We start from the raw sequence: 25,966 nt of genomic DNA, 5'->3' as shown, positions 1-25,966 counted from the left end.
GTCACGGGTCCTACTCGTCGTCGGAGTCCTCGGCGGCGGCGTCCTCGTCGCCGGAGGAGTCCGCCTCGGGCAGCAGGTCCGCCGGGATCTCGATGCCCTGCTCCTCGTAGAAGCGGACGGCGCCCGGGTGGACGGGGACCGGGCTGTTCTCGATGGTCTCCGGGACCAGGTACTTCTCACCGGGACCGTAGACGCCGATGACCTGGTCGATGTTGTCGAACATCGCCTTGGTGATCTCGTAGGCCTGGTCCTCGTTGAACTCCCCGCTCACGACCAGGGCGTTCCACACGGCGATGGTGTCGACGTCCTCGTCGACACCCGGGTAGGTGCCGCCCTCGATGACGTGCTCGGTGTAGCCGCCGTAGCCGCTGACGACCGCCTCGCGCTCGTCGTCGCACATCTCGATGATGGCGATGTCCTCGGTGGTGCCGAGCTCGGTGATACCCGAGTGGCCCTCGCCGACGACCCAGGAACCGGCGTCGAGCTGGTTGTTGGTCAGGGCGTTGGCGGTCTCGGCGTAACCGAGCTGCTGGAGCTCGATCTCCTTGGAGGAGATCTCCAGCGACTCGAAGACCTGGTTGGTGGTTGCCTCGTTACCACTGCCGATGTCGCCGACGGAGTAGCGGTTGCCCACCACGTCGGAGAAGCACTCGAAGCCCTTGGACTCGGCGATGTCGGCCAGGGTCACGGCGTGGAAGACGTTCGGGTACATGACCGCGAGCGAGTAGGTCTCGATCGGCTCGCCCTCGAAGTCACCGGTACCCGTGAAGGCCTGGTCCGCGGCGTCGCCCTGAACGATGGCGAGCTGGCCGTCGCCGCCGCCCACCAGACGGATGTTCTCGACGGAGGCGCCGGTGGCCTCGACCGAGGCGCTCTGGCCTTCGAGGTTGTCGCCGATGATCGTGCGCAGGGCGCCGCCGATCGGGTAGTACACACCGCTAGTGCCGCCGGTGACGATGCTGAGGTTGTTCTGGACGGGCCCGCCACCGAGTTCGACGTCTTCGGCGGCCTGCTCTGCGGGCTGTGCCCCGCACGCCGCCAGCAGGAGAACGCCGGCGGGGATGGCGGCCAGGGACAGCGGATTGCGTCGCATGGTCGGTTGGGTCCTCTCGGATTTTCGGCTCAGGGGATGTCGGAGAACTTCGGGGGTATGGGTACTCCGGTACACACCCGCCCTCCGGGTACGGATATGGCATGTACCACTCTCCGTCGCGAGCAACCTAACCGTCATTCCTGTGAAACGGGTAAACCGGGGAGGTGAATTTGAGCCTCTCCTGAGGTTCGTCCCCGATTGCTATTGTTCGGGTATGGAGCGGCCTCCCACCCACCGTCTGTGGGCGACCACCCGAGCCCTCTCCGTCGGTCTGTTGACCGTCACACTGCTCTCCTGGTCACACCCCCTTTACACGGACCCCCTCCACCTGTCCATCGGCACGGGTGGAGCCGGCGGCGTGTACCACACGTATGGAACCGGTCTGGCGCACGTGGCCGGTTCCGATCCGGACACGCGCATCCGTGTCCTGACGACGGCCGCCAGTGTGGAGAACAACCGGTTGGTCGCCTCGGGATCGCTGGACGCGGGTTTCACCCTCGCCGACGTGGCGGCCCTGGCCGTCCAGGGCGAGGAGCCCTTCGACCGTCCACTGCCGATCACCGCGATCGCCCGCCTGTACGACAACCACACGCACGTGGTGGTCCGCGCGGATTCCCCCTACCAGAGCGTCTCCGACCTGGCGGGGGGCACCGTCTCCGTGGGCGCGCTGGGGTCGGGGACCGAGATGATGGCCGAACGCCTCCTCCGCGCCTCCGGTCTCGGGGAGGACGGCGAGGGCATCGAGAGCGGGATACCGATGGACGAGGAGGGGCCCCGGGACGAGGAACGGGCGACACCGCCCTCCGGCCCCTCGGGCGTGACCCGGCTGCGGCTCTCCATCGGCGCCTCGGCCTCGGCCTTGGAGGAGGGGCGGGTCGACGCCTTCTTCTGGTCCGGCGGTCTGCCCACGAAGGTCGTCGCCGATCTCGCCGAACGGACCCCGATCCGGTTGTTGGACCTGTCCGAACACGTTCCGGACATGGTCGAGGAGTACGGCGAGTTCTTCTCCGAGCTACCGGTGCCCGCCGGAACGTACGAGAACGTGCCCGCGGTGCGCACCATCGGCGTACCGAGCCTCTTGGTGGCCAACGAGCAGATGCCCGATCGGACGGCGGAGGCGCTCACCCGGCTGCTGTTCGAGTCCCGGAACGAACTGGCGGAGATCCATCCGGTCGCCCTGCAACTGCATCCGAGGTCGGCCATATCGACCCTGCCGGTGCCCCTGCATCCGGGCGCCGTCTCCTACTACCGGTCGGTCAAGTACGCCCATGACTCTCCGGCGTCCCCTCCGGGTCCCCTTCGCACCCCTCCCCCGGCTCGTGAGGGGAGATCGCCCGGAGCCGGATCCGGGCGTCGATCCCGTTCGGCCGTGCCGGTCGCAACGACAGGCTCGCCCCCTGGAGCTCCAGCAGGGTGACCACGATGGACAGCCCGAGCCCGGAACCGCCCCCACCACCGTCCCGCCAGAAGGGTTCGGTGGCCCGGTCGAGCTGTTCCTCGGGGAGGCCGGGGCCGTCGTCCACCACGTGAACGTCCAGATGCCCCTCCCGACCGTCGACCTCCCACACCGGTTCGCCCACACGGACCACGATCCGCACCCCGTGTCCGCCGAACTTGAGGGCGTTGTCGATGAGCGCGTCCAAGGCCTGGTCGAGGGTGCCCTCCACGCAGCGCACCGACACCCCGGACCTCCCCTCGCAGAGCAGCTCGGCGCGGGCGCGTTCGGCGATGGGGCTCCACGCCGCCACCCGGTTCTCGACGACCTCCCGGACGTCCTCCCACACCATCGAGTGTTCGGCGTCCTCGGTACGGGCGAGGGTGAGCAGGCTGTCGCAGATACGGGTGAGCCGGTCCACCTCGTCCAAGGCCAGTTCGTGTTCCTGCCGGGCGTCCGGTCCCAGGTGTCGGGCGAGACCGTCCACCCGCAGGCGTAGCGCGGCCAAGGGGTTGCGGACCTGGTGTCCGGCGTAGGCCACGAAGGTGCGCTGACTCTCCAACATGGAGGTGATGGTGTCGGCCATCTGGTTGAAGGACTCCCCCAACCGCCGCAGTTCCTCCGGGCCGGCCGCCGTGGGCACCCTGATGTCCAGACTCCCGCCGCTCACCGCGCGGGTGGCCTCGTCCAGGTCGTCGATGGGACGCAGGATCCACCGGGTGAGCGGACCGGCCGCGGCGATCCCGGCCAGCATGAGCGCGAACGCCACCAGCCAGGTCACCCCCCACTGCACGAGGGTGGCGCGACGCAGCGACTCGGTGGGAGAGACGGTGACGGCGGCGCCGACCACCTCCCCGGAGCGACCGATCGGCTCGGCCACCACGAGCGGGCGATCCTGCCAGGGCCAGACCACGTGGTCACCGCCCACCCGGTTCCCGGCCAGGGCGGTGCGCACCGGCTCGGGCATGTCGCCGTCCCCGCCGGACCACCCGTCCGGCTCCAGATCGGCGAGGGTCAGGCCGGACCGTGAGGAGGCCACCACCTCGCCGTCACGGTCCACCACCAGTGCCGCGATCCCGTACACCTGCTCATAGGCGGCCAGCTCACCGGCGAGGGTGCCCCCGTTCCCGGTGAGCACGCTCGGCTCGGCCAACCCCGCGAAACGCGCGGTGTCGTTCATCCTGTCGAGCAGCATGTCCGAGGTGCCGCGGGCGGCGATATTGCCGCACAAGGGCACCGCCAGAGCAAGGCAGGCCGCCACCAGCAGGGTGACGTACACGGTCACCAGACGTCTGCGCATACCGGGCCCCAGTCGGCCTCTCAGCTCCGAGAGGCGCGGGCGGACGCGGCGACCGGACGGCCGCCGTGCGGTCCGCCGGCGCTTCCCAGGCGGTATCCGACCCCGCGCACGGTCTGGATGAGCCGGGGTACTCCCAGCTTGGAGCGCAGGGTGCCGATGTGCACTTCGAGCGTGCGCAGGGTGCCGGGCCAGGCGGTCTGCCACACGCGGAGCAGGAGGTGTTCACGGGAGACGACGGCCCCGGCGTCGCGCAGCAGTACCACGAGCAGGTCGAACTCCTTCCGGGTGAGCTCGACCGGTCTCCCCTCGCACTCGACGGTGCGGGTGATCAGGTCGACACGGACCGGGCCGGCCTCCAACGTGGTGTCGACCCTCTTACGGGTGCGCCGCAGGACGGCCTCCATCCGGGCGCAGAGTTCCTCGATGCCCAGGGGCTTGACCACGTAGTCGTCGGCGCCCGAACGCAACCCCAGTACACGGTCTCGCTGCCGGCCCCGCGCGGTGACCATGATGACCGCGGTGTCCCCGAAGTCCTGACGTTCACGAAGGAGACGGCACAGCTCTATGCCGTCCATGTCCGGTAACCCGAGGTCGAGAAGGACGACATCGGCGGGCGGCGCGGCCAACGCGCTCGCTCCGGTTCGGACTTGGTCCACCTCGTAACCGTGTGCTTCGAGCGCACCGGCGAGGGCGTCGGCGAGCCGGACGTCGTCTTCGACGAGCAGCACCTTGATCATGACTGCGGGTCCTTTGGAGGGTAAGTACACCAGGGGGTCATAAGCACCCTAACGGGACCGTGTGCCATGGGACACAACAGGGTGACCGCACTGTGTGACCAGTGCGATCCCCCCTGTGTTCCGAATATCGGAAGTCCGGCTCAGGAACGGTCGGCGTGCACGTCCGGGACGATCTCCGGCGCCCCGTGCTGGATCGCGTCGGCCTCCTGGTCGGTGTCCTGTTCCTGGGCGGCGCGTTCGGCCTCGATGCCCTTGCGGTAGTACTCCACCTCGCGCTCCACCTGCGCCCGGTCCCACCCGAGGGGTTCGGCCATCAGCTCGGCCGCCTCCTCTGCGGCGGCGATCCCCCGGTCCCAGGTCTCGAACGTGATGCGGGTCCGCCGGGACAGGACGTCCTCCAGGTGTCGGGCGCCCTCAGCCTCCACCGCGTAGACGACCTCGGCCCTCAGGTAGTCGTCGGACCCGGCCAGCGGGCGGCCCAGGTCCTCACGCTCCTTGATCAGGTCGAGCACGTCGTGGACGGCCGAACCGAAACGGCGCAGCAGATGCGAGATCCGGGAGACGTGCAGGCCCGAGTCGCGGGCCAGCCGGTGACGCTGGTTGTACAGCGCCGAGTAGCCGTCCGCGCCCACCAGTGGCAGCCGATCGGTGACCGACTCGGGAACACCTCCGCCCAGGCCGTGCGCCACCGCGTCCACGGCGTCCTTGGCCATGACCCGGTAGGTGGTGTACTTGCCGCCCGCGATGAGCACCAGGCCCGGCACGGGATGCGCGACCGTGTGCTCGCGGGACAGCTTGGAGGTCTCCTCCGACTCCCCCGACAGCAGCGGGCGCAGACCCGCGTAGACGCCCTCGACGTCGTCGCGGCCCAGCGGCGTGCGCAGGACCTGGTTGACGTGGTCCAGGACGTAGTCGATGTCGGCCCGACTCGCCGCCGGGTTCTCCTTGTCCAGGTCCCAAGGGGTGTCGGTGGTGCCGATGATCCAGTGCCGTCCCCAGGGGATCACGAAGAGCACGCTCTTCTCGGTCTGGAGGATCATCCCGGAGGAGGCCTGGATACGGTCGCGCGGCACCACCAGGTGCACGCCCTTGGAGGCGCTCACGTGGATCTGACCGCGACCGCCGACCATCTCCTGGATGTCGTCGGTCCACACGCCGGCGGCGTTGACCACCTGCCGGGCCCGGATCCGCAGCCGCTCCCCGCTCTCGAGGTCGGCCGCGGTCGCCCCGACCACGTGCTCGCCCTCGCGCAGGAACTCGACCGCCTGTACCCGCGAGGCGATCCGCGCGCCCAGGCCGGCCGCCGTCCTCAGCACCGTGGTGACGTAGCGGGCGTCGTCGACCTGACAGTCCCAGTACTGGATCGCTCCGGCGAGGGCGCTTCTCTTGAGCGCGGGGAAGACCCTCATCGCACCGGATCTGGTCAGATGCCGATGCGAGGGCAGCCCCCGGTTGTTGCGCGAGGTCATGGCGAGGGTGTCGTAGAGGGCGACGCCGGCCCCGATGTAGAAACGCTCCCAGTGGTGCTGGAAGGGGAAGAGGAACGGCACCGGCCGGACCAGGTGCGGGGCGAGTCGGGTGAGCAGGAGCCCGCGTTCCTGGAGCGCCTCCTGGACGAGTTCGAAGTCGAGCTGTTCCAGGTAACGGAGCCCGCCGTGGATCAGTTTGCTGGACCGGCTGGAGGTGCCCGAGGCGAAGTCGCGCGCCTCGATCAACCCCGTGGACAGGCCGCGCGAGACCGCGTCCAGGGCGATCCCCGCCCCCACGATCCCACCTCCGACCACGAGCACGTCGAGTTCCTCGTCGGCCATGGAGGCCAGCGCCGTGGCGCGGCCCTTCGGTCCCAACCAGGTGGTCGCCATAGGTCGTCCTCCGTCTCGATGGGTCTTTCTCCCGAGCGCATACCCGCTCGAGGCCCGTCCATCGGGCCGATCGGTGTGGCGACCGACCGGTGGGCCTCTCAGGCTAACCCGGACGACCCCGACATCTCGCGGAGCCACACGGGGCCTCCCCGATCCCCACCACCCCCTCGGTCCCTCCCCTCGTAGAGACGGCCCAAGGCCGCCACCTCGTCGGCGACCGCTCGACGCAACTCCTCCGGACCGAGCACCTCCGCCCCCGTGCCCATGCGGAGCAGATCGCCCACGGCCACGGCGAGCGTCTCCACCTCCATCTCGACCTCCACCCAGCCCCGTTCGTCCGGTGGCCCGGCCCCCTTCAGGGCACGGACCCCGACCGCGCCGAACCGCATCGGCAACAGCTCCCGTTCCCTCGGCGAGATCCGCAGGCGGGCCCTCCCTCGGAGCACCGAACCCTCCAGTCGACGGGCCGACTCCTCCCAGTAGGAGACCAGGTCGAAACCGGTCGGCCGCGCGAAGACCTCCCCGGTCGTCTCCACGGACGAAAGACGGGAGACCCGGTAGGTCCGCACCGCCCGCTCGTCCCCGGCCTCGACCGACGCCACCAGATACCAGGTCCCGCCCTTGAGCACGACGCCGAGCGGCCACAGCTCCCGCTCGACCTCGGTGTTACGCCGCCGGTAGAGGACGCGCAGCACCCGCCGCTCCCATACCCCCTCGGTGACCTCCGCCAGAAGAGGCACCTCCTCGGCGTCGCGGAACCACCCGGGCGCGTCCAGGTGGAAACGGTCCCGGACCCGCTCGGCGCGTTCGGCCAACAGGGCGGGGAGAGCGGCCCGCAGCTTGTGCCGGGCCGTCGCCAGCACGGCGTCCAATCCCAGGTCGCGAGCGGCGGAGGGGGCTCCGAGCAGGAAGAGCGAGTCGGCCTCGGCGCCGGTGAGCCCGGTCAGCCGGGTGCGGTACCCCTCCATCAACCGGTAGCCGCCCTCGGGGCCCCGATCGGCGATCACCGGGACGCCCGCGGTGCCGAGCGCCTCGACGTCCCGATAGACGGTGCGGACCGAGACCTCCAGTTCGGCGGCGAGGCGGTCCGCGGTCATACGGCCTCGGTTCTGCAACAACAGGATCAGGGAGACCAGTCGATCGGCGCGCATGAGAACATTCTCCGCCTACCTGACAGAAGATGTCAGGTACCCCGAGCAGGCTGGTCCTCGAACGCGGGAGAGACCCGCACCGAAACGAGGGGCCATGCCATGTCATCGTCGAACGGAACCCGGATCGAGGGAGCCTTCACCTTCTCCGATTGGAAGGAGGAGCAACTGACCGAAGGCCCCGGCCCCACTCTCGCGCGGGCCCACGTGACCAACCATTTCAGCGGTGGGATCGAGGCGCCCGACAGCACCTGCGCCTACACCTTCGTCCACCTGGAGGACGGCACCGGCTCGTTCGCGGGGCTCCAGCTGTTGAACGGGACCCTGGACGGCCGCGAAGGCGCCTTCATCATCGAGGAGCGCGGCACCTTCACCGGTCAGGGGAACGTACGGTGCTCCTTCGAGGTCGTCTCCGGCAGCGGGACCGGGGCGCTGGAGGGGCTGAGCGGTCGAGGCTCCTACGTCGCCGTCCACGGGAAGCCCTCGGTCCCCTACACCTTCGAGTACACCCTGCCCTGACGTCGAACGACCTTCCTCGAAGGGCATGGGGGACACCTCGAACGGGTAGTCCGCCCGCACACCCTCTTTCGAGGAAGGGAGGAGCCGTGTACAGGAGACTGGACTCGGGCGAGGACGACGTGCTCGGCTACGAGGTGGAGGACACGATCCCCCACGACGATTTCGAGGAGATCCTGGACGAGGTGCGCGAGGTCATCCGCCGCTACGGCGCGGCCCGCCTCCTCGTCCGCATCCACGGCCGTCCCTCCACCGAGACGCCCACCTTGGAGGAACGCCTACGGTTCGCCAAGGAGCACCTGCACGACATCGAGCGCTACGCGGTGGTGGGCGACGACCGGATCATCCGCTTCCTCACGACCCTCGCCGACGCCTTCGTCGACATGGATCTGCGCTTCTTCGAGCTCGACCAAGAGGACGCGGCCTGGGCGTGGGTGCGCGACAAGAGCACCCCTCAGGAGGCGTCGGCGTAGGCGTGGGCGTAGGCCAGGACGTCGGCCACGTAGGTTCCGGAACGGTTGTAGGTGAGGATCGCCCGCTCCCAGTCGTTCGCCGTGGTCAGATCCCGTCCGTCCGCGCACAGGTAGCGGCCGGCGCTGAGGGCCGCGTCGTCGATGTTGTGGGGGTCGGGGGTATCGCCGCTCGGAGAGTCCCCCCATCGGGCCCAGGTGCTCGGGATGAACTGCATCGGGCCGATCGCCCGGTCCCATTCGGTGTCCCCGTCCAGTTCACCGCCGTCGGTGTCCGGGATCGCCTGGGTGTTGTTCTGCCCGTTCAGCGGGATGCCGATGACGTCCACCGTGGTGGTGCCGTCGGGGCCGATCTCGCCGCCCGCGTAGGTGCCGTGGCGGGATTCCACGTAGCCGATGCCGGCCAGGGTCGGCCAGGACAGTCCGCACGTGGGCAGCTCCTCGTCGAGGATCAACTGGGCGCCCGCGTACCCTTCCAGGGCGCGCACCGGGATCCCGGTGCCCTCGGCGACCTCGTCGAGCCAGGCCTCATCCGGTCTGGGCGGACCGCTCTCCGGTCGGGTGCGCTCGTCCGCGCCCGCGTCGAGGGGCTCCTCCTCGGCCGTGTCGGCCTCGGGCCCCTCCTCACGGGCGACCACGTCGTGGTGCTCGGGGGGACCGGTGAGCTCGTCGTGCGGAGGCGTGGCGATCGCGCCCGCCGAGGGCTCCTCCGCCGCCGCTCCCGGCGCCTCCCAGGTGTTGAGCGCGCTGGAGACCTTGCCCACCAGGACCACGACCCCGGCCGTCACCAGAAGACACACGGCCAGGGTGATACAGACCGCGATCGTCGGACCGCGGCGCCGTCGAGCACCGGTCGCGCTGTCGCCCATCCCGTCCTCCCCAAAGAAAGGTCACCGAGTCATCACGAGACAACAAAACTCGCCTCATAGTGGCACACGATCGCCTACGAATCGCACCCGTGCGCGCACGAAAAAGGGGACGCCCCGCGTGACGCGAGACGTCCCCCGACACTCGATCACCCTCGAGCGACCGCCCCCACCTGCCCGAACGCCCACCCTCAGGGTGTGCGACCGGTACACGAGTTCCTACAGCAACCCCGGGGGAGTAACGGCCCCGCCCCTACCTCGACCCCCTGTAGTGACCGGCACGCGGTCTCCTGCACCGGCCGCAGGGGGTCGCTGTACGCGGTCTCCCACACCAACCCCCTGGGGTCGGTGTAGGAGATCGAGCGGCGGGTCCCACCCCTGGGGGTGAAGGTGGAAGTCCGCACCCTCCGGCACCCCAGGGGGTCGGTGTACGCGGTCCCCTACCTCGCCACGGGGGGTTGCCCGTTCGGGCGCCGGGAGTGTTCTGCAAGACGAGTCAAGCCGCCAGCGAGGAACGAGCCAGGCGTAGACGAGGATGAAGAACGCTCCCTCCCCTGGCGCCCGAACACGGCCCGAAGCGCCAGCGGAGGGCCAAAGCAAACACTTTCGGGCCCTAGCCACAGCAGGGTGTAAGGGTGACACGACCTCCCACCTCAACCCCCGGAGACCCTGAAGCGCCGGCGGAGGGCCAAATCCTAACGGTGCGGGTTGACCACGACCTCCACCCGCTGGAACTCCTTCAGGTCGGTGTAACCCGAGGTGGCCATGGTGCGGCGGAGGGCGCCCATGAGGTTCATGGAGCCGTCGCTGGTGGAGGCGGGGCCGTGGAGGATCGACTTGAGGTCGCCGATGGTGCCGACCTCGACGCGTTCGCCGCGCGGGAGCTCCTCGTGGTGGGCCTCGCTGCCCCAGTGGTAGCCGCCGCCGGGCGCCTCGGTGGCGCGGGCCAGCGGGGATCCGACCATGACGGCGTCGGCGCCGCAGGCCAGGGCCTTGGCGATGTCGCCGCTGCCGGTCATACCGCCGTCGGCGATGACGTGCACGTAACGGCCGCCGGATTCGTCGAGGTAGTCGCGGCGGGCCGCGGCGACGTCGCCGATGGCGCTGGCCATGGGGACGGCCACGCCCAGGACGGAGCGGGTGGTGTGGCCGGAGCCGCCGCCGAAGCCGACGAGGACACCGGCGGCACCGGTGCGCATCAGGTGCAGGGCGGCGGTGTAGGTGGCGCAGCCGCCGACCACGACGGGGACGTCGAGGTCGTAGATGAACTGCTTGAGGTTGAGCGGCTCGGCCCGGCCGGAGACGTGCTCGGCGGAGACGGTGGTGCCGCGGATGACGAAGATGTCCACGCCCGCGTCGACGACCGCCTTGTGGTACTGGGCGGTGCGCTGCGGCGACAGGCGCGCGGCGGTGACCAGACCGGCGTCACGGATCTCCTCGATCCGGCGGCCGATCAGCTCCTCCTGGATGGGGGCGGAGTAGATCTCCTGGAGCCGCTTGGTGGCCGCGACGTCGTCGAGGTCCCGGATCTCCTGGAGCAGCGGTTCGGGGTCCTCGTAGCGGGTCCACAGACCCTCCAGGTCGAGAACGCCGAGTCCGCCCTGTTCACCGACCGCGACCACGGTCTTGGGCGAGGCGACGCTGTCCATGGGGCTGACCACCAGGGGCGTCTCGAACCGGTAGGCGTCGATCTGCCAGGCGATCGACACCTCCTCCGGGTCGCGGGTCCGTCGGGCGGGCACGATCCCGATCTCGTCGAGTTCGTAGGCACGACGCCCGTTCTTGCCCAGCCCGATCTCCACCTGAGCCAACGCTTCGCTTCCCCTCTGACGTGCGGCTCCGGCCGGTCGACCGGAGCGATGACCGCGGACGCGAGTCTATCCGCCCGCGGTCATCCTCTGTTCGGCCCCATCGCCCGAAGTCAGCGGGCGTTGTAGTTGGGGGCCTCCACGGTCATCTTGATGTCGTGCGGGTGGCTCTCGCGCAGGCCGGCGCTGGTGATGCGCATGAGCTGGCCACGCTCGCGGAGCTCGGGGACGGTGCGGGTGCCCGCGTACCACATGGACTGGTGGAGACCGCCGACGAGCTGGTGGGCGACGGCCGAGAGCGGGCCGCGGAAGGGGACCTGTCCTTCGATGCCCTCGGGGACGAGCTTGTCCTCGGAGGAGACGTCGGCCTGCGCGTAGCGGTCCTTGGAGAAGGAACGGCCGCGCATGGCGCCCAGCGACCCCATGCCCCGGTAGGCCTTGAACTGCTTGCCGTTGATGAAGATGAGCTCGCCCGGGCTCTCCTCGACACCGGCGAGGAGGCTGCCGAGCATGACGCTGCTCGCCCCGGCGGTGATGGCCTTGGCGATCTCGCCCGAGTACTGGAGACCGCCGTCGGCGATGAGCGGGACCTCGGCCGGCCCACAGGCCTTGGCGGCCTCGAGGATGGCGGTGAGCTGGGGCGCGCCCACGCCGGCGACCACGCGGGTGGTGCAGATGGAGCCCGGCCCCACACCGACCTTGACGGCGTCGGCGCCGGCGTCGATCAGCAGCTGGGCGCCGGCGCGGGTGGCGACGTTGCCGGCGACGATGTCGGCGCGGGAGTTGGCCTTGAGCTTGGAGACCATGTCGGCGAGGCCGGCGGAGTGGCCGTGCGCGGTGTCGACGACGATGAAGTCGACCCCGGCGTCGATGAGCAGCTTGGCGCGCTCCTCGGCGGCGGTTCCCACTCCCACGGCGCCGCCGACGACGAGGCGGCCGTCGGCGTCCTTGGTGGCGTTGGGGAACTGCTCGCTCTTGATGAAGTCCTTGACGGTGATCAGACCGCGCAGGCGGTTGTCGGCGTCCACGAGCGGGAGCTTCTCGACCTTGTGCTCGCGCAGCAGTTCGAAGGCGCGCTCGCGGCCGACGCCGACGGGGGCGGTGACCAGGTTCCGGGTGGTCATGACCTCGCGGACCGGGCGGGAGCGGTCGTCCTCGAAGCGCATGTCACGGTTGGTGACGATGCCGACGAGGGTGCCGTTCTCGTCGGTGACCGGGACGCCGGAGATCCGGTAGTGGGCGCAGAGGCGCTCGACCTCGGCCAGGTCGTCCTCGGGACGACAGGTGACGGGGTCGGTGACCATGCCGGCCTCGGAGCGCTTGACCAGGTCGACCTGGCCCGCCTGGTCTTCGGCGGAGAGGTTGCGGTGCAGGACGCCGACGCCGCCCTGGCGGGCCATCGCCACGGCCATGCGGGCCTCGGTGACGGTGTCCATCGCGGCGGAGATCAGCGGGATGCTCAGGGAGATGTTGCGGGACAGCCGCGTGGCGGTGTCCACCTCTCCGGGCTGGAGGTCGGAGTAGGCCGGGACCAGCAGAACATCGTCGTAGGTCAGGCCCGGCGGGAGCAGTTTGTCCCCGTAGTCGCTGTAGTCCTGGCTCATGACACAACCTCCGCTGTTGACCGGCAACACCTGCGCGGATCGCCCCCGCGTGTCGTCTCATCCTAGGTCGTCGACCCGGTCGCCCCAGGTGGATCGGACTGTTTGCCCCGTCACCCCGCGCCCAAAGTGGCCAACGTCACGGTTTGAGCGGCCCTCAGGTCAAGAGAGGATCACCGGGGCGCGGCGTGAAGGTAACGGCAGTAGCCCTTGGAACCCACGACCAGAGGGTGGACGAAACGGTTCGGACAGGAACGCGGTCCCGGCCCGGGCCTGCGCCCGTGTTCGAGGGAGCTTCTATGGGAGGACGCGGTTCGCCAGGGCCACCTTCCGAAGCCGAGCGATAGCTCGGTGCTGGGCAACCCGTACCGCCCCTGCCGACATTCCAAGGAGATTTCCCGTCTCGTCCGCTGTCAATCCTGTGATCACCCGCATCACCAGCAGTCTTCGCTGCTGTTCGGGCAATTCGTCGAGGAGGTCCCTGGCCCGCTGTGCCTCGATCACGCGCACTGCGGACTCCTCGGGCCCCGGCCCCTCGTCCGGCTGTTCGGGCACGGTGTCGGTGGGGACCGTCTCCACCCGACCCGCCACACGGAGGGTGTCCGCGACCTTGTGCGCGGCGATGCCGAACACGAAGGAGGCGAAGGGCCTGCCTCGGTCCTGGTAGCGGGGGATCGCCGAAAGCAGGGCTATACAGACCTCCTGCGCGACGTCGTCGGAGTAGTGCGCCAACCCCGAGACCCGTGCCAGGCGACTGCGACAGTACCTGACCACCATGGGCCGGACCTCGCGCAGTAGCGAGTCCATGGCACTGTCATCTCCTTGGACGGCGAGCGAACCCAATCGGTTCAAACCCGTCTCACGCGATTCGGGGGCCGCCCCCTCGTGTTCCTTGGGCGTCCCTGTCCGCTGCGCGGTAACGCCTTCCCGGGCGCCTGCATCCGTCACGTTACGAATGATGCCCGCACCACGGGACCCAACCACTCCAAACGGCAACTACAGAATGGTCACATTTTGGGAAAATAGGCCGAAATCGCCACCACATCGACCCTGTTTTTCGCCCTCAGCGTGGTAATGAGCGGGGGTGGGACGCCGTGGCGCCCCACCCCCGCTCGAGGTCATCGGTACGGAAACGTACCCGACCCGACGCTCCTAGTGAGCGTGGCCGTGACCGTCGTCGTCGCTCTCCTCGGGCTTGTCCGCGACCAGCACCTCGGTGGTCAGCAGCATGCCCGCGATGGAGGCGGCGTTCTGAACGGCGGAGCGGGAGACCTTGACCGGGTCGAGGATGCCCTCGGCGGTCAGGTCGCCGTAAGTGCCGGTCGCGGCGTTGAAGCCGTGGCCGACCTCCAGCTCGGAGACACGGTGCGTGACGACGTAGCCCTCGGCGCCCGCGTTCTCCGCGATCCACCGGGCGGGCTCGACCAGGGCGCGACGGACGATCGCCACACCGGTGGCCTCGTCACCGGTCAGGCCCAGGTCGCCCAGGGCGGTGGAGGCGTGCACCAGGGAGGCGCCGCCACCGGCGACGATGCCCTCCTCGATGGCCGCGCGGGTCGCCGAGATGGCGTCCTCGAGGCGGTGCTTCTTCTCCTTGAGCTCGACCTCGGTGGCCGCACCCACGCGCAGCACCGAGACGCCGCCGGCGAGCTTGGCCAGACGCTCCTGGAGCTTCTCGCGGTCCCAGTCGGAGTCGCTCGCCTCGATCTCGTTGCGGATCTGGCGAACGCGGTCCTCGACCTCGGCCTGCGCGCCGGCACCGTCGACGAGCGTCGTGGCGTCCTTGGTGATCGTGATGCGACGGACGCTGCCCAGCGCGTCCAGCTCGGCGTTCTCCAGGGTCAGGCCGACCTCCTCGGAGATGACCTGGCCGCCGGTCAGAACGGCGATGTCCTGGAGCATGGCCTTGCGGCGCTCACCGAAGCCGGGCGCCTTGACGGCGGCGACGTTGAGCATGCCGCGCATCTTGTTCAGCACCAGGGCGCCCAGGGCGTCGCCCTCGACGTCCTCGGCGATGATCAGCAGCGGCTTCTTGCTCTGGACGACCTTCTCCAGGAGCGGCAGCAGCTCGTTGAGGTTGCCGATCTTGCCCTGCGAGATGAGGACGAGGGCGTCCTCCAGGACCGCCTCCTGGCGGTCCCCGTCCGTGACGAAGTACGGGGAGATGTAGCCCTTGTCGAACTGCATGCCCTCGGTGAAGTCGAGCTCCAGACCGAAGGTCGGGGCCTCCTCCACCGTGATGACGCCGTCCTTGCCGACCTTGTCGAAGGCCTCGGCGATCAGGTCGCCGATCTGGGCGTCCTGGGCGGAGTTGGTCGCCACGTAGGCGATGTCGGAGCGCTCCTTGATCGGAACGGCGCGTTCCAGGAGGGTGCGCGACACCTCGGCGGCGGCGGCGTCGATGCCCTTCTTCAGGGACATCGGGGAGGCGCCGGCGGCCACGCTGCGCAGGCCCTCGCGGACCAGCGCCTGGGCCAGCACGGTGGCGGTGGTGGTGCCGTCGCCCGCGGCGTCGTTGGTCTTGGTGGCGACCTCCTTGACCAGCTGGGCGCCCAGGTTCTCGTAGGGCTCGTCCAGCTCGATCTCACGGGCGACGGTCACACCGTCGTTCGTGATGGTGGGGGCGCCGAACTTCTTGTCGATGACGACGTTGCGGCCGCGCGGGCCCAGGGTCACCTTGACGGCGTCGGCGAGACGGTTCACGCCCTGCTCGAGAGCGCGGCGGGCGTCGTCCTCGAACTCCAGGATCTTCGGCATCTGTGGTGTTTCCTCTTAGCGGTGTGAGGTCGAAACGAGAACATCCCGCCCCGCCCGGCTTCGAAGGCCGACCGGTGCGGGATGTTGAGGGCTCAGTAGCCGAGGACTACTTCTCGACGACCGCGAGCAGGTCGCGAGCGGAGAGAACCAGGTACTCCTGGCCGTCGTACTTGACCTCGGTGCCGCCGTACTTGCTGTAGAGGACGACGTCGCCGACCTTCACATCGAGGGCGACGCGCTTGCCGTTGTCGTCGAGGCGACCGGGACCCACGGCCAGGATCTCGCCCTCCTGGGGCTTCTCCTTGGCGGTGTCCGGGATGACCAGACCGGAGGCGGTGGTCTGCTCGGCCTCCAGGGTCTTGACCACGACGCGGTCCTCGAGCGGCTTCAGCACGGTCTTGGTGGCGGTCGACACTGTGTGACCTCCCCCTTCAAGGTTTCGGTGTCCTGAACATCGGCCCGTGCGGTGGCACGGACCGGCTATGTAAAAGGGGCGACCGCGGCGGCCTGTCGTCGCGGGTGCCAGACCGGCCTCGTCGCGTTTAGCACTCTACCCCCGAGAGTGCCAGAATGGAAATGTGGCGAGGACCCCTCCCGTAGGGGGCGGCCACCTACCCCGTCGTGCCCATCGCAGGAGGATCCATGCGCCTTCCCGCCTTCTCGGCCCTGCTCACCGACGCCGGGCGGGAGATCATCGCCGGCGTGGATCCGTCCGAGGCGGCCCGGAATCCGCTGGCGACCGCCTCCCACCTGCGCGAAGATCCGGCCGTGGCCGCACTGGCCCCGGAGCTCCCCGTCTCCGAGCTGGTCAACGCCGTGATGACCCAGGTGGGGCTGCGCGAGCGGGGGCGCGCCAAGTTCGGAGAGCGCGCACGGGGGATGTTCTTCACCCCCGACGGTCTCGAACAATCCACCCGGGGCTCGGTGGCCGCCTATCGCGCGGCGAGGATCGCCGCGACGTCCGCCGTCTCCCTGGACGCGGGCGACCTGTGCTGTGGGATCGGCGCGGACCTGCTGGCCCTGGCCGAACGGGGGGTGAGGGTCGAGGGGGTGGACGCCGACCCCCTCACGGTGGCGGTGGCCCGCGCCAACATCGAGGCCCTCGGACTGGAGTCGTACGCCCGCGTCCGTGAGGGCGACGTGAACGACGTGACCCCGGGCGCCTACCCCCTGCTGTTCTGCGACCCGGCCCGTCGGGGCGGTCGTGGCCGGGTGTTCGACCCGGCCGCCTACTCCCCTTCGTGGGACGTGGCCACCGATCTGGCCGAGAGGGCCGAGGCGGCCTGCTTGAAGGCCGCCCCCGGGATCCCCCACGAGGTGCTCTCGCCCGCCGCCTCCGCCGAGTGGATCTCGGTGGACGGGGAACTGAAGGAGACGGCCCTGTGGTTCGGGGCCCTGGCCGGGGGGCCGAGCCGGCGGGCGACGGTCCTGCACGAACGCCCGGGGCTGCTGGAACGCGAGGGGGCGATCGCCCACCTGGACGCCGACCCCGACGTCGGCCCGGCTCCGGTGGACGCCCCGCGTCGCTACCTCTACGACCCCGACCCCGCCGTGGTGCGTTCGCACCTGGTGGCGGAGGCGGCCGCACGCGTGGACGGCGCGCTGTTGGACGAGCGCATCGCCTACTTCACCTCGGAGCGGGCGGAGGCCTCGGCTCTGTGGCGCGTGCTGGAGATCGTCGAGTTCGCGCCGTTCTCCCTGAAGCGATTGCGTTCTTCGATTCGATCGCACAAGGCCGGAACGATAACGATCAAGAAACGTGGTTCGGCGGTGGACACCGAGAAACTCCGCCGTGATCTGCGGGCCTCCGGACCGGAATCCATGACCGTCGTCCTCACCCGGATCGGAGAAAAGCCCTTCTACCTGCTGTGTCGTGAGATCCCCGCGCCACAGGCGATCTGAGCGGACCCTCGACCCGGGGTGCGGATCGGCCCTCCGGCATTCGAAACGGCGGCCGGGAACCATATCGTTACCTATCCCACCGACATCTTTGGCGGTCTCCCCTGGCTCGCCCAAGGGATGTCGTTAAACTGGCGAACGCTGAATTCTTTCCCTTCTCATGGGCTCCCCCGGAAGGCCACGCTCGTCGGATCCGCTCCCCTGCGGTTCGTCCGGCGACGACCCGCACCCGCTGTGTGCACGCACGGTCACGTTTTCATCACGGTGAGACGCGACCGGCGCGTGACCACGCCCGCCCGGGGACCATCGAGAACCCGTCCCCCCGGTACCTCTCCACCGTCCGATGAATCCGGGTACGGACGGGAGCGCCAGAACCATAAGGAGCACCTCGGTGGAACAGACCAATCACAACTTCCTCAACGGGGGAGGTCAGGCCGGTGTCTCCGACCGGATGCGCGACCTCCTGTCCCAGGCCGCTCAGGAACACGTCTCGGAACAGAAGTCCCAGGGTGCCGTCAACGAGGAGATGCGTCAGCGCCTCGAGGGCATGGAGTGGCTGCTGCGCGAGCTGCGCGAGCGCGAACTCGTCTCTCTGGCCGAGTCGATCACCGCGGTCGACGGACGCATCGACGACTTCATGGCCCGCCCCCCGGAGTGGGCCGAGGCTCTCGCCGAGCACATCGAGGTCGTCGGACGACAGGTCAAGCCCCTGTCGGACATGTCCTCCCTCCGGGCCGACACCAACCGCATCGCCGGTCACCTCGACACCGCGCTGACCCGGCTCCAGCGCATGGCCGAGACGGGGACCAAGACCGCCGAGCAGCTCTCCGAGGTCGGCGAGCGCGTCACCGAACTGGGCGAGACCTTCGGGACCCGTCTGGACGCCCTCGACGCCGCCCTGAAGAGGCTGAACGAGCGGACCGAGGCCATCGAGACCTCGCTCGGCGCCGTGGACACCGCCCTCGGGGAACGCCACGAGGAGCTGACCACCACGGTCCGCACCACCCTGGCCGAGAGCAAGGACGAGCTCGCCGAGGCCATCGAGCGGAGCCGGGAGACCCTGGACACCGCCGTCCGCGAGAGCCGCGAGGAGCTGAACGCCACCGGTGTCAGGCTCGGCGAGGAGCTCACCACCGCCCTGACGGAGCGCACGGCCGAACTGCGCTCCCTGGTGGAGGAGAGCACCTCCGAGCAGAGCCGGATCCTGCTGGAGCGTCTCCAGGAGAACACCGGCGAACTGGGCGAGCGGTACGAGACCCTCTCCGAGGGGCTCACGGCGCTCGGCACCGCCGCCGAAGAGCGGCACACGGGCCTGACCGAGCGGGTCGAGGCACTGGAGACCGCCTCCACCGAACGCCACGAAGCCCTCACCACCAGGCTCACCGAGGCCGGCACCGCCGCCGAGGAACGGCACACGGGCCTGACCGAGCGGATCAAGGCGCTGGAGACCACCTCCACCGAACGCCACGAGGCCCTCACCGGCAGGATCGAGGCCACCGAGACCGCCGCCGCCGCGCGCGACGAGGCCCTCACCACCAAGCTCACCGAGAACGTCGGCCACCTCAGCACCCAGGCCGACGAGAACCACGCCGAGGCCACCGCCGCCGTCGCGGACCTCACCGGCACCCTCACCAAGATGCGGGAGACCCACGAGTCCTCCCTCACCGAGCTGCGCACCCACCTGCGTCAGCGGCTGGCCGAGCTCGACGAACAGATCGAGCTGGGTCGCACCGAGACCCGGGAGCACGCCGAGGCCACCGCCACGAGCCTGCGCGAGTCCGTGACCGAGCGGACCGACGCCTTGGCCGCGCGGGTCGCCGAGGACGGCGAGAAGGTCGCCTCCGACCTCACCCGGCTGCGTACCTTCGTCCAGGAGGCCCACGACAGGCTCTCCACCGAGACCGAGGAGCGCCACCGGACCCTCGCCGAGTCCCTCACCGAGCAGGGCGAGACCCACCGGACGGCGCTCGACGAGCGGCTGGAGCGTCACCGCGAGGCCCTCAACGGCAAGGTGGACAACCACCTGTCGCAGATCACCGGCAAGGTCGACCACGAGCTGGGCCGCCTGACCGACCGCTTCGACACCTTCGAAGGCCACTTCGAGGGCAGCTTCGAGAGCGTCGAGGGCAAGATCGACCGGGTCGACGGTCGACTCGACGGGGTCAACGGCCGGCTGGACGGCCTGGACGGCCGTGTCAACGGGGTCGAGGGCAAGTTCGAGGGCGTCAGCGGACACTTCGAGGGCGTCGACGGCCGCATGGAGGCCATCGACGACCGCCTGGAGGCCCTCAACCAGCGTCTCAACCAGCTCCCGCAGACCCTGGAGGTCAGCGAGGTGCACCGTCGCCTCACCGAGCTGGTCGACCGCCCCCTCCTCGACCACTCGGGCAGGCTCGACGAGATCGACGCGCACGTCGTCTCGGCGGTCGAGCCGGTCCTGCGCGAGCTCAAGCAGCGTCCCGACCGTCACGAGTTCGAGGAGACCGTCACCGAGGCGGTCGAGAACTCGCACGACGACATCACCAAGCGGTTCTCCTCGCTGGAGGAGACGGTGCTCGCCCTGGCCGAGGCCCTGCTGCGCCCCGGTCGTGACGGCAAGAAGAAGCGCCGCCGCGACGAGGACGACGACGAGTGATCGATCCTCCCCTCACGGAGGAGCACGCGGGGCCCGGAGCGACGAACGCTCCGGGCCCCGCCCCGTTCCGATGGTCGGACCGGGTCAGTTCGTGAAGACGATCTTGCCGAAGACATCGCCCTGGGCCATGGCGCGGAAGCCCTCGGCGGCGTCCTTCAGCGGCAGGACCCGGTCGATCTCGGGTCGCAGACCGGTGCGCACGCACATCTCGGTCAGGGCCCGCAGCTCCTCCCAGGTGCCCATGGTCGAACCCAGCACCCGCAGCTGGAGGAAGAACACCCTGGTCAGCTCGGCGGGCGGGGCGTCTCCGCTGGTGGCGCCGCAGGTGACGATGGCACCGCCCGGCTTCAGCGAACGGACCGAGTGCCTCCAGGTGGCCTGGCCGACCGAGTCGAACACCACGTCCACCCGCTCGGGCAGCCGCTCCCCCGAGGGCAGGGCCGCGTAGGCGCCCAGTTCCAGGGCCTTCGCCCGTTTGTCCTCGTCCCTACTGGTCACGTACACGCGATGGCCGACCTGGGCGGCGAGCTTGATGAGCGCCACCGACACCCCGCCGCCGGCCCCCTGCACCAGCACCGTCGATCCGGGCCGCAGGTCGGCCTTGTCGAAGAGCATGCTGTAGGCGGTCAGCCAGGCCGTGGGCAGACAGGCGGCCTCCTCGAAGGACAGTTCGGCGGGCTTGGGGAGGAGGTTGGCCTTGGGGACGAGCACCTTCTCGGCGAAGGTGCCGTCGTAGTGCTCCGACAGGAGGGAGAAACGCGGGGTGGTCCCCGGTGCGGCGGGTTCGGTGATCACGCTGTGCACGATGACCTCGTCGCCGTTCTCGTCGATCCCGGCGGCGTCCCCGCCCAGGATCATCGGGAGCCGGTCCTCCCCCAGGGCGACGCCGCGCAGGCTCCAGAGGTCGTGATGGTTGAGCGAGGCGGCCTTGACCCGGACCGTCGTCCATCCCTCACGGGGTTCGGGGTCGGGGCGCTCGCCGGCCTCCAGGCCGGAGAGGGGGTCGTCGGGCGCGATACGGGCTGCGGTGATGGCGAACATGCCCGTAGCCAACCACGGGCCCGGGCGTCGATTCCAGCCCCCGCCCGGGTTCGGGGGAACGTCGAGGGCCCCGTCGCGGTGGACGCGACGGGGCCCTCGTGGGCGGGAGACGGTTCACACCGCCAGCGGCGATCCCACCGGAAGCGACGTGTCCGTGGCCAGGCTCAGGGACGACGGCGGCAGCCCCGCCTTCACCACCTCGGCGCCCAGGGCGGCGATCATCGCGCCGTTGTCGGTGCACAGACGCGGACGCGGGACCCGCAGTTCGATCCCGGCCTCGGCGCAGCGCTGTTCGGCCAGGGCTCGCAGCGCCGAGTTGGCCGCCACTCCGCCGCTGATCACCAGCGTGCTCACGCCGTGCTCCACGCAGGCGTCGACCGCCTTGCGGGTGAGCACGTCCACCACCGACTCCTGGAAGCCGGCGGCGATGTCGGCGACCACCAACGGCTCGCCCCTGCGGTCGGCGTCCTCCACGTGCCGGGCCACGGCGGTCTTGAGCCCCGAGAAGGAGAAGTCGTAGGTGCCGTCGCCCCACTTGCCGCGCGGGAAGCGGATGGACTTGGGGTCGCCCTTCTGGGCGGCCCGGTCGATCGGCGGGCCGCCCGGGTAGGGCAGCTCCAGCAGGCGGGCGACCTTGTCGTAGGCCTCGCCGGCGGCGTCGTCGACCGTGTCGCCGAGCGAGACCACGTCGGTGGCCAGGTCGTTGACGAGCAGCAGCGAGGTGTGGCCGCCGGAGACCAGGAGGGCGATCGACGGCTTGGGCAGCGGCCCGTGCTCCAGCTGGTCCACCGCCACGTGACCGACCAGGTGGTTGACCCCGTACAGCGGCTTGTCCAGCGCCATGGCGTAGGCCTTGGCCGCCGAGACCCCCACCAGGAGGGCTCCGGCCAGGCCGGGTCCCGCGGTGACGGCGATCGCGTCGACGTCGGCGAGGGTGACCCCGGCGTTGTCCAGGGCCCGTCGCACGGTGGGCGTCATGGCCTCCAGGTGGGCGCGGCTGGCCACCTCGGGGACCACTCCGCCGAAGCGGACGTGCTGGTCGACGCTGGAGGCCACCGAGTCACCGAGCAGCTCGCAGCCTCGGACCAGCGCCACCCCGGTCTCGTCGCAGGACGACTCGATCCCGAGGATCAACGGCTCACTCATGGCTTCCCCTCTCGGCGACGCGCCGCATGACGATGGCGTCCGCGCCCTTGTAGTAGCCCCGGCGGACGCCGATCTCGACGAAGCCGAACCGTCGGTACAGCTCCTGCGCGCGCGGGTTGTCCGAACGCACCTCCAGGAACATGTGGGTGACGCCGTACTCGGCGGCCCGGTCGAGGAGCCCGGTGAGCAGGGCGCGCCCGATGCCCCTGCCCCAGGAGCCCTCGGCCACGGCCATGGTCTGTACGTCGCCCTCGGGCGGCACGAAGCGCAGCCCGGCGTAGCCGACGATCGTGTCCTCGGCCTCGGCCACCACGTAGTGGCGGGTGCTCGTCTCGGCGAGCTCGTCGCGGAGCATGCCCTCGCTCCAGGCGTCGAGGGGGAACAGGGCCCGCTCCAACTCCATGACGGCGGGCACGTCGTCGGTGGTCATCCGTCGCAGGGACGGCGTCACGGTCACTTCACCCACTGGCGGACCTTCTTCGGGGCGCCGGGCTCGACGGCGTCGGGACGGCGCAGGTAGAGGGGGTCGGGGGCGGGGAGCTTCTCGCCGAGGCGCAGACGCCTCAAGGCGAGTTCGGCCATGGCGGCGGCGTCCGGCAGCAGCGGTTCCTCGGCGGGGGCGCCCAGGACCTCGGAGTACATGCGGGCGCCGTCGCCGATCAGGGGCAGCCCCTCGGTGTCGATCTCGGCGGGCCGGGCGACCCGGACCTCGCCCACCCGGGTGAGGTGGTCGTCGTAACGCGCCCAGAACACCTCCTTGCGGCGGGCGTCGGTCATGCCGAGGAAGGGCTCGTCACGTCCGGTGGCGAAGGCCAGGGCGTCCAGGGTGACCACGCCGTGGCAGGGGATGCCCAGGGCGTCCGCGAGCGCGTGCCCGGTGGCCAGGCCGACCCTCAGGCCCGTGTAGGGGCCGGGGCCGACGCCCACCGCGATGTGGTCGAGGTCGGTCAGGGCGAGTCCGGACTCGGTGAGCAGGTCGCGCACCGTGGGGGTCAGGAGCTCGCCGTGGCGACGCGCGTCGACCGAGCTCGCGCTCGCTCGAAGGGTGAAGGCGCCGTCGGCGTCGGTCTCGCCGATCGCCGCGGTGACCGCCGGGGTGGCGGTGTCGAAGGCCAGGAGCAACACGGGTGTTCCGCCTATCCGCGCCCGGCGGCGGTGCCGGGCAGTTCGATGTCGGCCCACCGGGCGCCGACCGGGCGCAGGTGGACGGTGCGGGTGTCGTCGGGGTGGCGTTCGATGCGGATCTCCAGCCGATCGTCGGCCAGCCCCTCGGCCACGCCCTCGCCCCACTCGACGACGGTGACGGAGTCGGGGAGGGTCATGTCCAGGTCGATGTCGTCGATCTCCTCGGGGCCGCCCAGACGGTAGGCGTCCACGTGGACGAGGGCCGGGCCCTCCGCCAGGGAGGGGTGGATCCGGGAGATGATGAAGGTCGGAGAGGTGACCGCCCCCCGCACGCCCAGGCCTTCACCCAGGCCCTGGGTGAAGGTGGTCTTGCCCGCGCCCAGCGGCCCGGAGAGGATCAGCAGGTCTCCGGGGCGGGCGAGGGCGGCGAGGTCACGGCCGAGCGTGCGCATGGCGTCGTCCGTCGCGGCGGTGACCGTGTGGACGTGGGACACGCCCGCTGTGGTGGCTGTGGTGTCTGTCATCGGGCTCGCAGCTTGTTCGGGTGGTGGATCGATCGACGATCGGACGCGCCGAAGTTCCCTCTTCACCCAGGTTAGGTCGGGTGAAGGAGGTTCGTGACCGATATCGGGGAGTGCGTCAGTGACCGCCGACATACTCCCGGGGCACGCGGGTGCCGATCCTCGTGACGATCTCGTACGGGATGGTGTCCAGGACCTCGGCCCACTCCTCGGCGGTCGGGACGCCCGGGGACTCGGCCGGGTCGCCGAACAGTACCGCGTACTCGCCCGCCTCCACGGCGTCGTCCTCGACATCCACAACGAACTGGTCCATGCAGACTGTTCCCGCGATGGTCCGGCGGCGCCCTCCCACGAACACGGGACCCTTGTTGGTCGCGGCGCGGGGGACGCCGTCGGCGTAGCCCAGCGGCACCACGGCCAGCGTGGTCTCACGATCGGTGACGTACCGGTGTCCGTAGGAGACGCCGCTGCCCTCCGGGACGCGCTTGGTCAGTGCGATCCTGGATTCCAGGGTCATGGCGGGACGCAATCCGGGCACGTCCAAATCCGGGATCGGGCAGAGACCGTAACTCGCGATCCCCCCGCGGACCAGGTCGTACCTGGCCTCGGGCACGGTGAGCAGCGCCGCCGAGTTCGCGATGTGCCGCACCTCGGGGGTCAGCCCCGCCTTCTCGACCAACGCCAGAGCCTGGTCGAACACGTCCAGCTGTGCCCGGATCGAAGGGTGGCCGGGCTCGTCGGCGCAGGCGAAGTGCGACCAGACGCCGCTGACCTTGAGGACCCCCTCCTCCTCGGCGCGCGCCGCGATCTCCACGACCGACTCCCAGTCGGAGACGGCGACCCCGCCGCGGTTCAACCCGGTGTCGGCCTTGAGCTGGACCCGCGCGACCCGTCCCAGACGGCGTGCCTCGGAGATCACCGTGTCCAGGACGGCGCGGTCGCTGACGCCCAGGTCGATGTCGGCCTCGATCGCGTCGCCCACCGCTTCACCCGGCGGAACGATCCAGGACAGCACCGGGACGGTGATCCCGCCACGACGCAACTCCAGCCCCTCCTTGATCAGGGCCGTCCCCAACCAGGTGGCGCCACCCGTGATGAGGGCGCGCGCCACGGGCAGCATGCCGTGGCCGTATCCGTCGGCCTTGACCACGCCCATGAGGGGCGTACCGCCGGCGATCTCACGGAGCAGCCGGGCGTTGGAGGCGATCGTGTCCAGGTTGACGCGAGCGTGCGCGAAAGGAGCCATGCCTCCAGTGTTCCACGCGTGGGTTACCGCCTCGGAGCTGCGGGTATGTGGCTTACGACCGAGTTAGCGCCCTCTTTTGGGGATATCGGCATGAACGAAAACGGAAGTGAACGAGCCGTCGACGTCACCCGGCTCTGGTCCGGCGGACTGGCCACCGCGGTGGTCGCCGCGTTGGTCATCTTCGCGGGGACCCTGATCGTCCGCGGGGTGTTCGGAATCCCGGTGTTGGCCCCCGAGGAGGCCGGCCACCTGGGAGACGCCGGAACGGTCGGCTACGCGCTCATGGCGGGCATGGTCGCCCTGTTGGCGACCGCGCTGCTGCACCTGCTGTTGCTGTCGGCACCGCGGGCGCTCTCGTTCTTCGGCTGGATCGTCGGTCTGGCCACGGCCATCGCGGCCGTCACGCCCTTCACCCAGGGCGCCGAGCTCTCCAGCCAGATCGCGACCGGACTGATCAACCTGGTCTGCGGTATCGCGATCGCCTCGCTGCTGAGCGGCGTGGGCCGGAGCGCGCTCGTCCGTCGCCGCGGCGACCGACCCGTCCCACCGCAGCGCCCCGCGCTGCGACACGAGGGTGTCCTGCCCGACATCGAGCAGGAGGAGTACGACCCCACGCGCTATCGCGCGATGGACGATGACGCCGAGTACGAGCACAGGCGCGCCGAGGAGGAACGCGCCCGCCACGGCCACCGCGACATCTAGCGCACGAACGCGGGAGGGGGCGGGACCCGAGAAGGGTCCCGCCCCCTCCCCCGTGTTC

The 25,966-nt window shown here is 70.2% G+C and carries 22 protein-coding genes and 1 pseudogene; 6 read left to right on the top strand and 17 right to left on the bottom strand.

The features are described from left to right. Window positions 1-10: 10 nt before the first annotated feature. Window positions 11-1,093 carry a TAXI family TRAP transporter solute-binding subunit gene (locus D451_RS0102845; RefSeq protein WP_017533349.1) on the bottom strand — a complete coding sequence of 361 codons (1,083 nt, stop codon included), beginning with the start codon at window positions 1,091-1,093 and terminating at the stop codon, window positions 11-13. Between D451_RS0102845 and D451_RS27185 the strand changes: the two are divergent. Then, a pseudogene (locus tag D451_RS27185) lies at window positions 1,062-2,339 on the top strand (TAXI family TRAP transporter solute-binding subunit); the annotation flags it as partial. The gene D451_RS0102845 and the pseudogene D451_RS27185 overlap by 32 nt on opposite strands. 10 nt (window positions 2,340-2,349) lie before the next feature. Here the strand turns inward: D451_RS27185 and D451_RS0102835 are convergent. From D451_RS0102835 to D451_RS26220, 4 genes are all read right to left on the bottom strand, one after another. Then, complete coding sequence (locus D451_RS0102835) at window positions 2,350-3,828, bottom strand: sensor histidine kinase (RefSeq protein ID WP_014909145.1); 1,479 nt, start codon at window positions 3,826-3,828, stop codon at window positions 2,350-2,352. Window positions 3,829-3,848: 20 nt separating this feature from the next. Continuing rightward, the gene (locus D451_RS0102830) at window positions 3,849-4,565 is read right to left on the bottom strand and encodes a response regulator transcription factor (protein WP_014909335.1); all 717 of its coding nucleotides are present in this window, start codon (window positions 4,563-4,565) and stop codon (window positions 3,849-3,851) included. 140 nt (window positions 4,566-4,705) lie between these two features. Further along, window positions 4,706-6,427: a glycerol-3-phosphate dehydrogenase gene (glpD, locus tag D451_RS0102825; protein ID WP_014908649.1), complete on the bottom strand. Its 1,722-nt coding sequence runs from the start codon at window positions 6,425-6,427 to the stop codon at window positions 4,706-4,708. 98 nt (window positions 6,428-6,525) lie between these two features. Then, window positions 6,526-7,578, bottom strand: a complete 1,053-nt coding sequence (locus D451_RS26220; RefSeq protein ID WP_017533347.1) for a helix-turn-helix transcriptional regulator — start codon at window positions 7,576-7,578, stop codon at window positions 6,526-6,528. Between the two features lie 99 nt (window positions 7,579-7,677). Between D451_RS26220 and D451_RS0102815 the strand changes: the two genes are divergently transcribed. After that, complete coding sequence (locus tag D451_RS0102815; protein WP_017533346.1) at window positions 7,678-8,094, top strand: DUF3224 domain-containing protein; 417 nt, start codon at window positions 7,678-7,680, stop codon at window positions 8,092-8,094. 86 nt (window positions 8,095-8,180) lie between these two features. Beyond that, on the top strand, window positions 8,181-8,564 hold the full coding sequence (locus tag D451_RS0102810) for a SpoIIAA family protein (RefSeq protein WP_014910073.1): 384 nt from the start codon (window positions 8,181-8,183) through the stop codon (window positions 8,562-8,564). On the opposite strand, the gene D451_RS0102805 is transcribed toward D451_RS0102810, so the two are convergent. The 6 genes from D451_RS0102805 to groES form a co-directional block, all read right to left on the bottom strand. Then, a complete protein-coding gene (locus D451_RS0102805) occupies window positions 8,546-9,430 on the bottom strand; it encodes a lytic transglycosylase domain-containing protein (protein WP_014909244.1) in 885 nt (294 codons plus the stop codon). The two genes, D451_RS0102810 and D451_RS0102805, sit on opposite strands and share 19 nt — an antisense overlap. A 692-nt stretch (window positions 9,431-10,122) precedes the next feature. Continuing rightward, window positions 10,123-11,229 carry a GuaB3 family IMP dehydrogenase-related protein gene (locus D451_RS0102800; RefSeq protein WP_017533345.1) on the bottom strand — a complete coding sequence of 369 codons (1,107 nt, stop codon included), beginning with the start codon at window positions 11,227-11,229 and terminating at the stop codon, window positions 10,123-10,125. Between the two features lie 119 nt (window positions 11,230-11,348). Continuing rightward, complete coding sequence (gene guaB / locus D451_RS0102795) at window positions 11,349-12,839, bottom strand: IMP dehydrogenase (protein WP_014912486.1); 1,491 nt, start codon at window positions 12,837-12,839, stop codon at window positions 11,349-11,351. A gap of 294 nt (window positions 12,840-13,133) precedes the next feature. After that, window positions 13,134-13,784 (bottom strand): sigma-70 family RNA polymerase sigma factor, encoded by a 651-nt coding sequence (locus D451_RS0102790; protein WP_376737577.1) that lies wholly within the window; start codon window positions 13,782-13,784, stop codon window positions 13,134-13,136. Between the two features lie 204 nt (window positions 13,785-13,988). After that, entirely contained in the window at window positions 13,989-15,593 is a 1,605-nt protein-coding gene (gene groL, locus D451_RS0102785) for a chaperonin GroEL (RefSeq protein ID WP_014913507.1), read from the bottom strand. A 106-nt stretch (window positions 15,594-15,699) separates the two neighbouring features. Further along, complete coding sequence (gene groES, locus D451_RS0102780; RefSeq protein ID WP_014910929.1) at window positions 15,700-16,008, bottom strand: co-chaperone GroES; 309 nt, start codon at window positions 16,006-16,008, stop codon at window positions 15,700-15,702. A gap of 227 nt (window positions 16,009-16,235) precedes the next feature. Between groES and D451_RS0102775 the strand changes: the two genes are divergently transcribed. Beyond that, on the top strand, window positions 16,236-17,495 hold the full coding sequence (locus tag D451_RS0102775) for a class I SAM-dependent methyltransferase (RefSeq protein WP_017533344.1): 1,260 nt from the start codon (window positions 16,236-16,238) through the stop codon (window positions 17,493-17,495). A gap of 388 nt (window positions 17,496-17,883) precedes the next feature. Then, on the top strand, window positions 17,884-20,127 hold the full coding sequence (locus D451_RS0102770) for a hypothetical protein (protein WP_017533343.1): 2,244 nt from the start codon (window positions 17,884-17,886) through the stop codon (window positions 20,125-20,127). A gap of 84 nt (window positions 20,128-20,211) precedes the next feature. Here D451_RS0102770 and D451_RS0102765 read toward each other — a convergent pair whose 3' ends face one another. From D451_RS0102765 to alr, 6 genes are all read right to left on the bottom strand, one after another. Further along, the gene (locus D451_RS0102765; RefSeq protein ID WP_017533342.1) at window positions 20,212-21,168 is read right to left on the bottom strand and encodes a zinc-binding dehydrogenase; all 957 of its coding nucleotides are present in this window, start codon (window positions 21,166-21,168) and stop codon (window positions 20,212-20,214) included. A 114-nt stretch (window positions 21,169-21,282) separates the two neighbouring features. Beyond that, window positions 21,283-22,314 carry a tRNA (adenosine(37)-N6)-threonylcarbamoyltransferase complex transferase subunit TsaD gene (tsaD, locus tag D451_RS0102760; protein WP_017533341.1) on the bottom strand — a complete coding sequence of 344 codons (1,032 nt, stop codon included), beginning with the start codon at window positions 22,312-22,314 and terminating at the stop codon, window positions 21,283-21,285. Next, a complete protein-coding gene (rimI, locus tag D451_RS0102755; protein WP_086003583.1) occupies window positions 22,307-22,744 on the bottom strand; it encodes a ribosomal protein S18-alanine N-acetyltransferase in 438 nt (145 codons plus the stop codon). The genes tsaD and rimI overlap by 8 nt, the downstream gene beginning before the upstream one ends. Window positions 22,745-22,767: 23 nt before the next feature. Further along, window positions 22,768-23,439 (bottom strand): tRNA (adenosine(37)-N6)-threonylcarbamoyltransferase complex dimerization subunit type 1 TsaB, encoded by a 672-nt coding sequence (tsaB, locus tag D451_RS0102750; RefSeq protein ID WP_017533339.1) that lies wholly within the window; start codon window positions 23,437-23,439, stop codon window positions 22,768-22,770. Between the two features lie 11 nt (window positions 23,440-23,450). Continuing rightward, complete coding sequence (gene tsaE, locus D451_RS0102745) at window positions 23,451-23,963, bottom strand: tRNA (adenosine(37)-N6)-threonylcarbamoyltransferase complex ATPase subunit type 1 TsaE (protein WP_026124772.1); 513 nt, start codon at window positions 23,961-23,963, stop codon at window positions 23,451-23,453. Window positions 23,964-24,078: 115 nt separating this feature from the next. Then, a complete protein-coding gene (gene alr, locus D451_RS0102740; protein ID WP_017533337.1) occupies window positions 24,079-25,206 on the bottom strand; it encodes an alanine racemase in 1,128 nt (375 codons plus the stop codon). Between the two features lie 90 nt (window positions 25,207-25,296). Here alr and D451_RS0102735 point away from each other — a divergent pair, with 90 nt between their 5' ends. Beyond that, window positions 25,297-25,908, top strand: coding sequence for a DUF6069 family protein (locus tag D451_RS0102735; RefSeq protein WP_014910172.1), 612 nt, complete (start codon window positions 25,297-25,299; stop codon window positions 25,906-25,908). Window positions 25,909-25,966: the final 58 nt, after the last annotated feature.

Source organism: Nocardiopsis alba DSM 43377 (genome assembly GCF_000341225.1).
GTDB classification, from domain to species: domain Bacteria; phylum Actinomycetota; class Actinomycetes; order Streptosporangiales; family Streptosporangiaceae; genus Nocardiopsis; species Nocardiopsis alba.
This window is presented reverse-complemented; position numbering and strand designations above follow the sequence as displayed.

Excerpts from the sequence above, each read along its gene's own strand:
- glpD (WP_014908649.1), bottom strand. The coding sequence starts at position 6,427 with ATGGCGACCACCTGGTTGGGACCGAAGGGCCGCGCCACGGCGCTGGCC.
- D451_RS0102735 (WP_014910172.1), top strand. The coding sequence starts at position 25,297 with ATGAACGAAAACGGAAGTGAACGAGCCGTCGACGTCACCCGGCTCTGG.
- D451_RS0102805 (WP_014909244.1), bottom strand. The coding sequence starts at position 9,430 with ATGGGCGACAGCGCGACCGGTGCTCGACGGCGCCGCGGTCCGACGATC.
- D451_RS26220 (WP_017533347.1), bottom strand. The coding sequence starts at position 7,578 with ATGCGCGCCGATCGACTGGTCTCCCTGATCCTGTTGTTGCAGAACCGA.
- groL (WP_014913507.1), bottom strand. The coding sequence starts at position 15,593 with ATGCCGAAGATCCTGGAGTTCGAGGACGACGCCCGCCGCGCTCTCGAG.
- guaB (WP_014912486.1), bottom strand. The coding sequence starts at position 12,839 with ATGAGCCAGGACTACAGCGACTACGGGGACAAACTGCTCCCGCCGGGC.
- rimI (WP_086003583.1), bottom strand. The coding sequence starts at position 22,744 with ATGACCACCGACGACGTGCCCGCCGTCATGGAGTTGGAGCGGGCCCTG.
- D451_RS0102835 (WP_014909145.1), bottom strand. The coding sequence starts at position 3,828 with ATGCGCAGACGTCTGGTGACCGTGTACGTCACCCTGCTGGTGGCGGCC.
- D451_RS0102775 (WP_017533344.1), top strand. The coding sequence starts at position 16,236 with ATGCGCCTTCCCGCCTTCTCGGCCCTGCTCACCGACGCCGGGCGGGAG.
- tsaE (WP_026124772.1), bottom strand. The coding sequence starts at position 23,963 with ATGACAGACACCACAGCCACCACAGCGGGCGTGTCCCACGTCCACACG.
- D451_RS0102765 (WP_017533342.1), bottom strand. The coding sequence starts at position 21,168 with ATGTTCGCCATCACCGCAGCCCGTATCGCGCCCGACGACCCCCTCTCC.
- D451_RS0102845 (WP_017533349.1), bottom strand. The coding sequence starts at position 1,093 with ATGCGACGCAATCCGCTGTCCCTGGCCGCCATCCCCGCCGGCGTTCTC.
- D451_RS0102830 (WP_014909335.1), bottom strand. The coding sequence starts at position 4,565 with ATGATCAAGGTGCTGCTCGTCGAAGACGACGTCCGGCTCGCCGACGCC.
- D451_RS0102815 (WP_017533346.1), top strand. The coding sequence starts at position 7,678 with ATGTCATCGTCGAACGGAACCCGGATCGAGGGAGCCTTCACCTTCTCC.
- tsaD (WP_017533341.1), bottom strand. The coding sequence starts at position 22,314 with ATGAGTGAGCCGTTGATCCTCGGGATCGAGTCGTCCTGCGACGAGACC.
- alr (WP_017533337.1), bottom strand. The coding sequence starts at position 25,206 with ATGGCTCCTTTCGCGCACGCTCGCGTCAACCTGGACACGATCGCCTCC.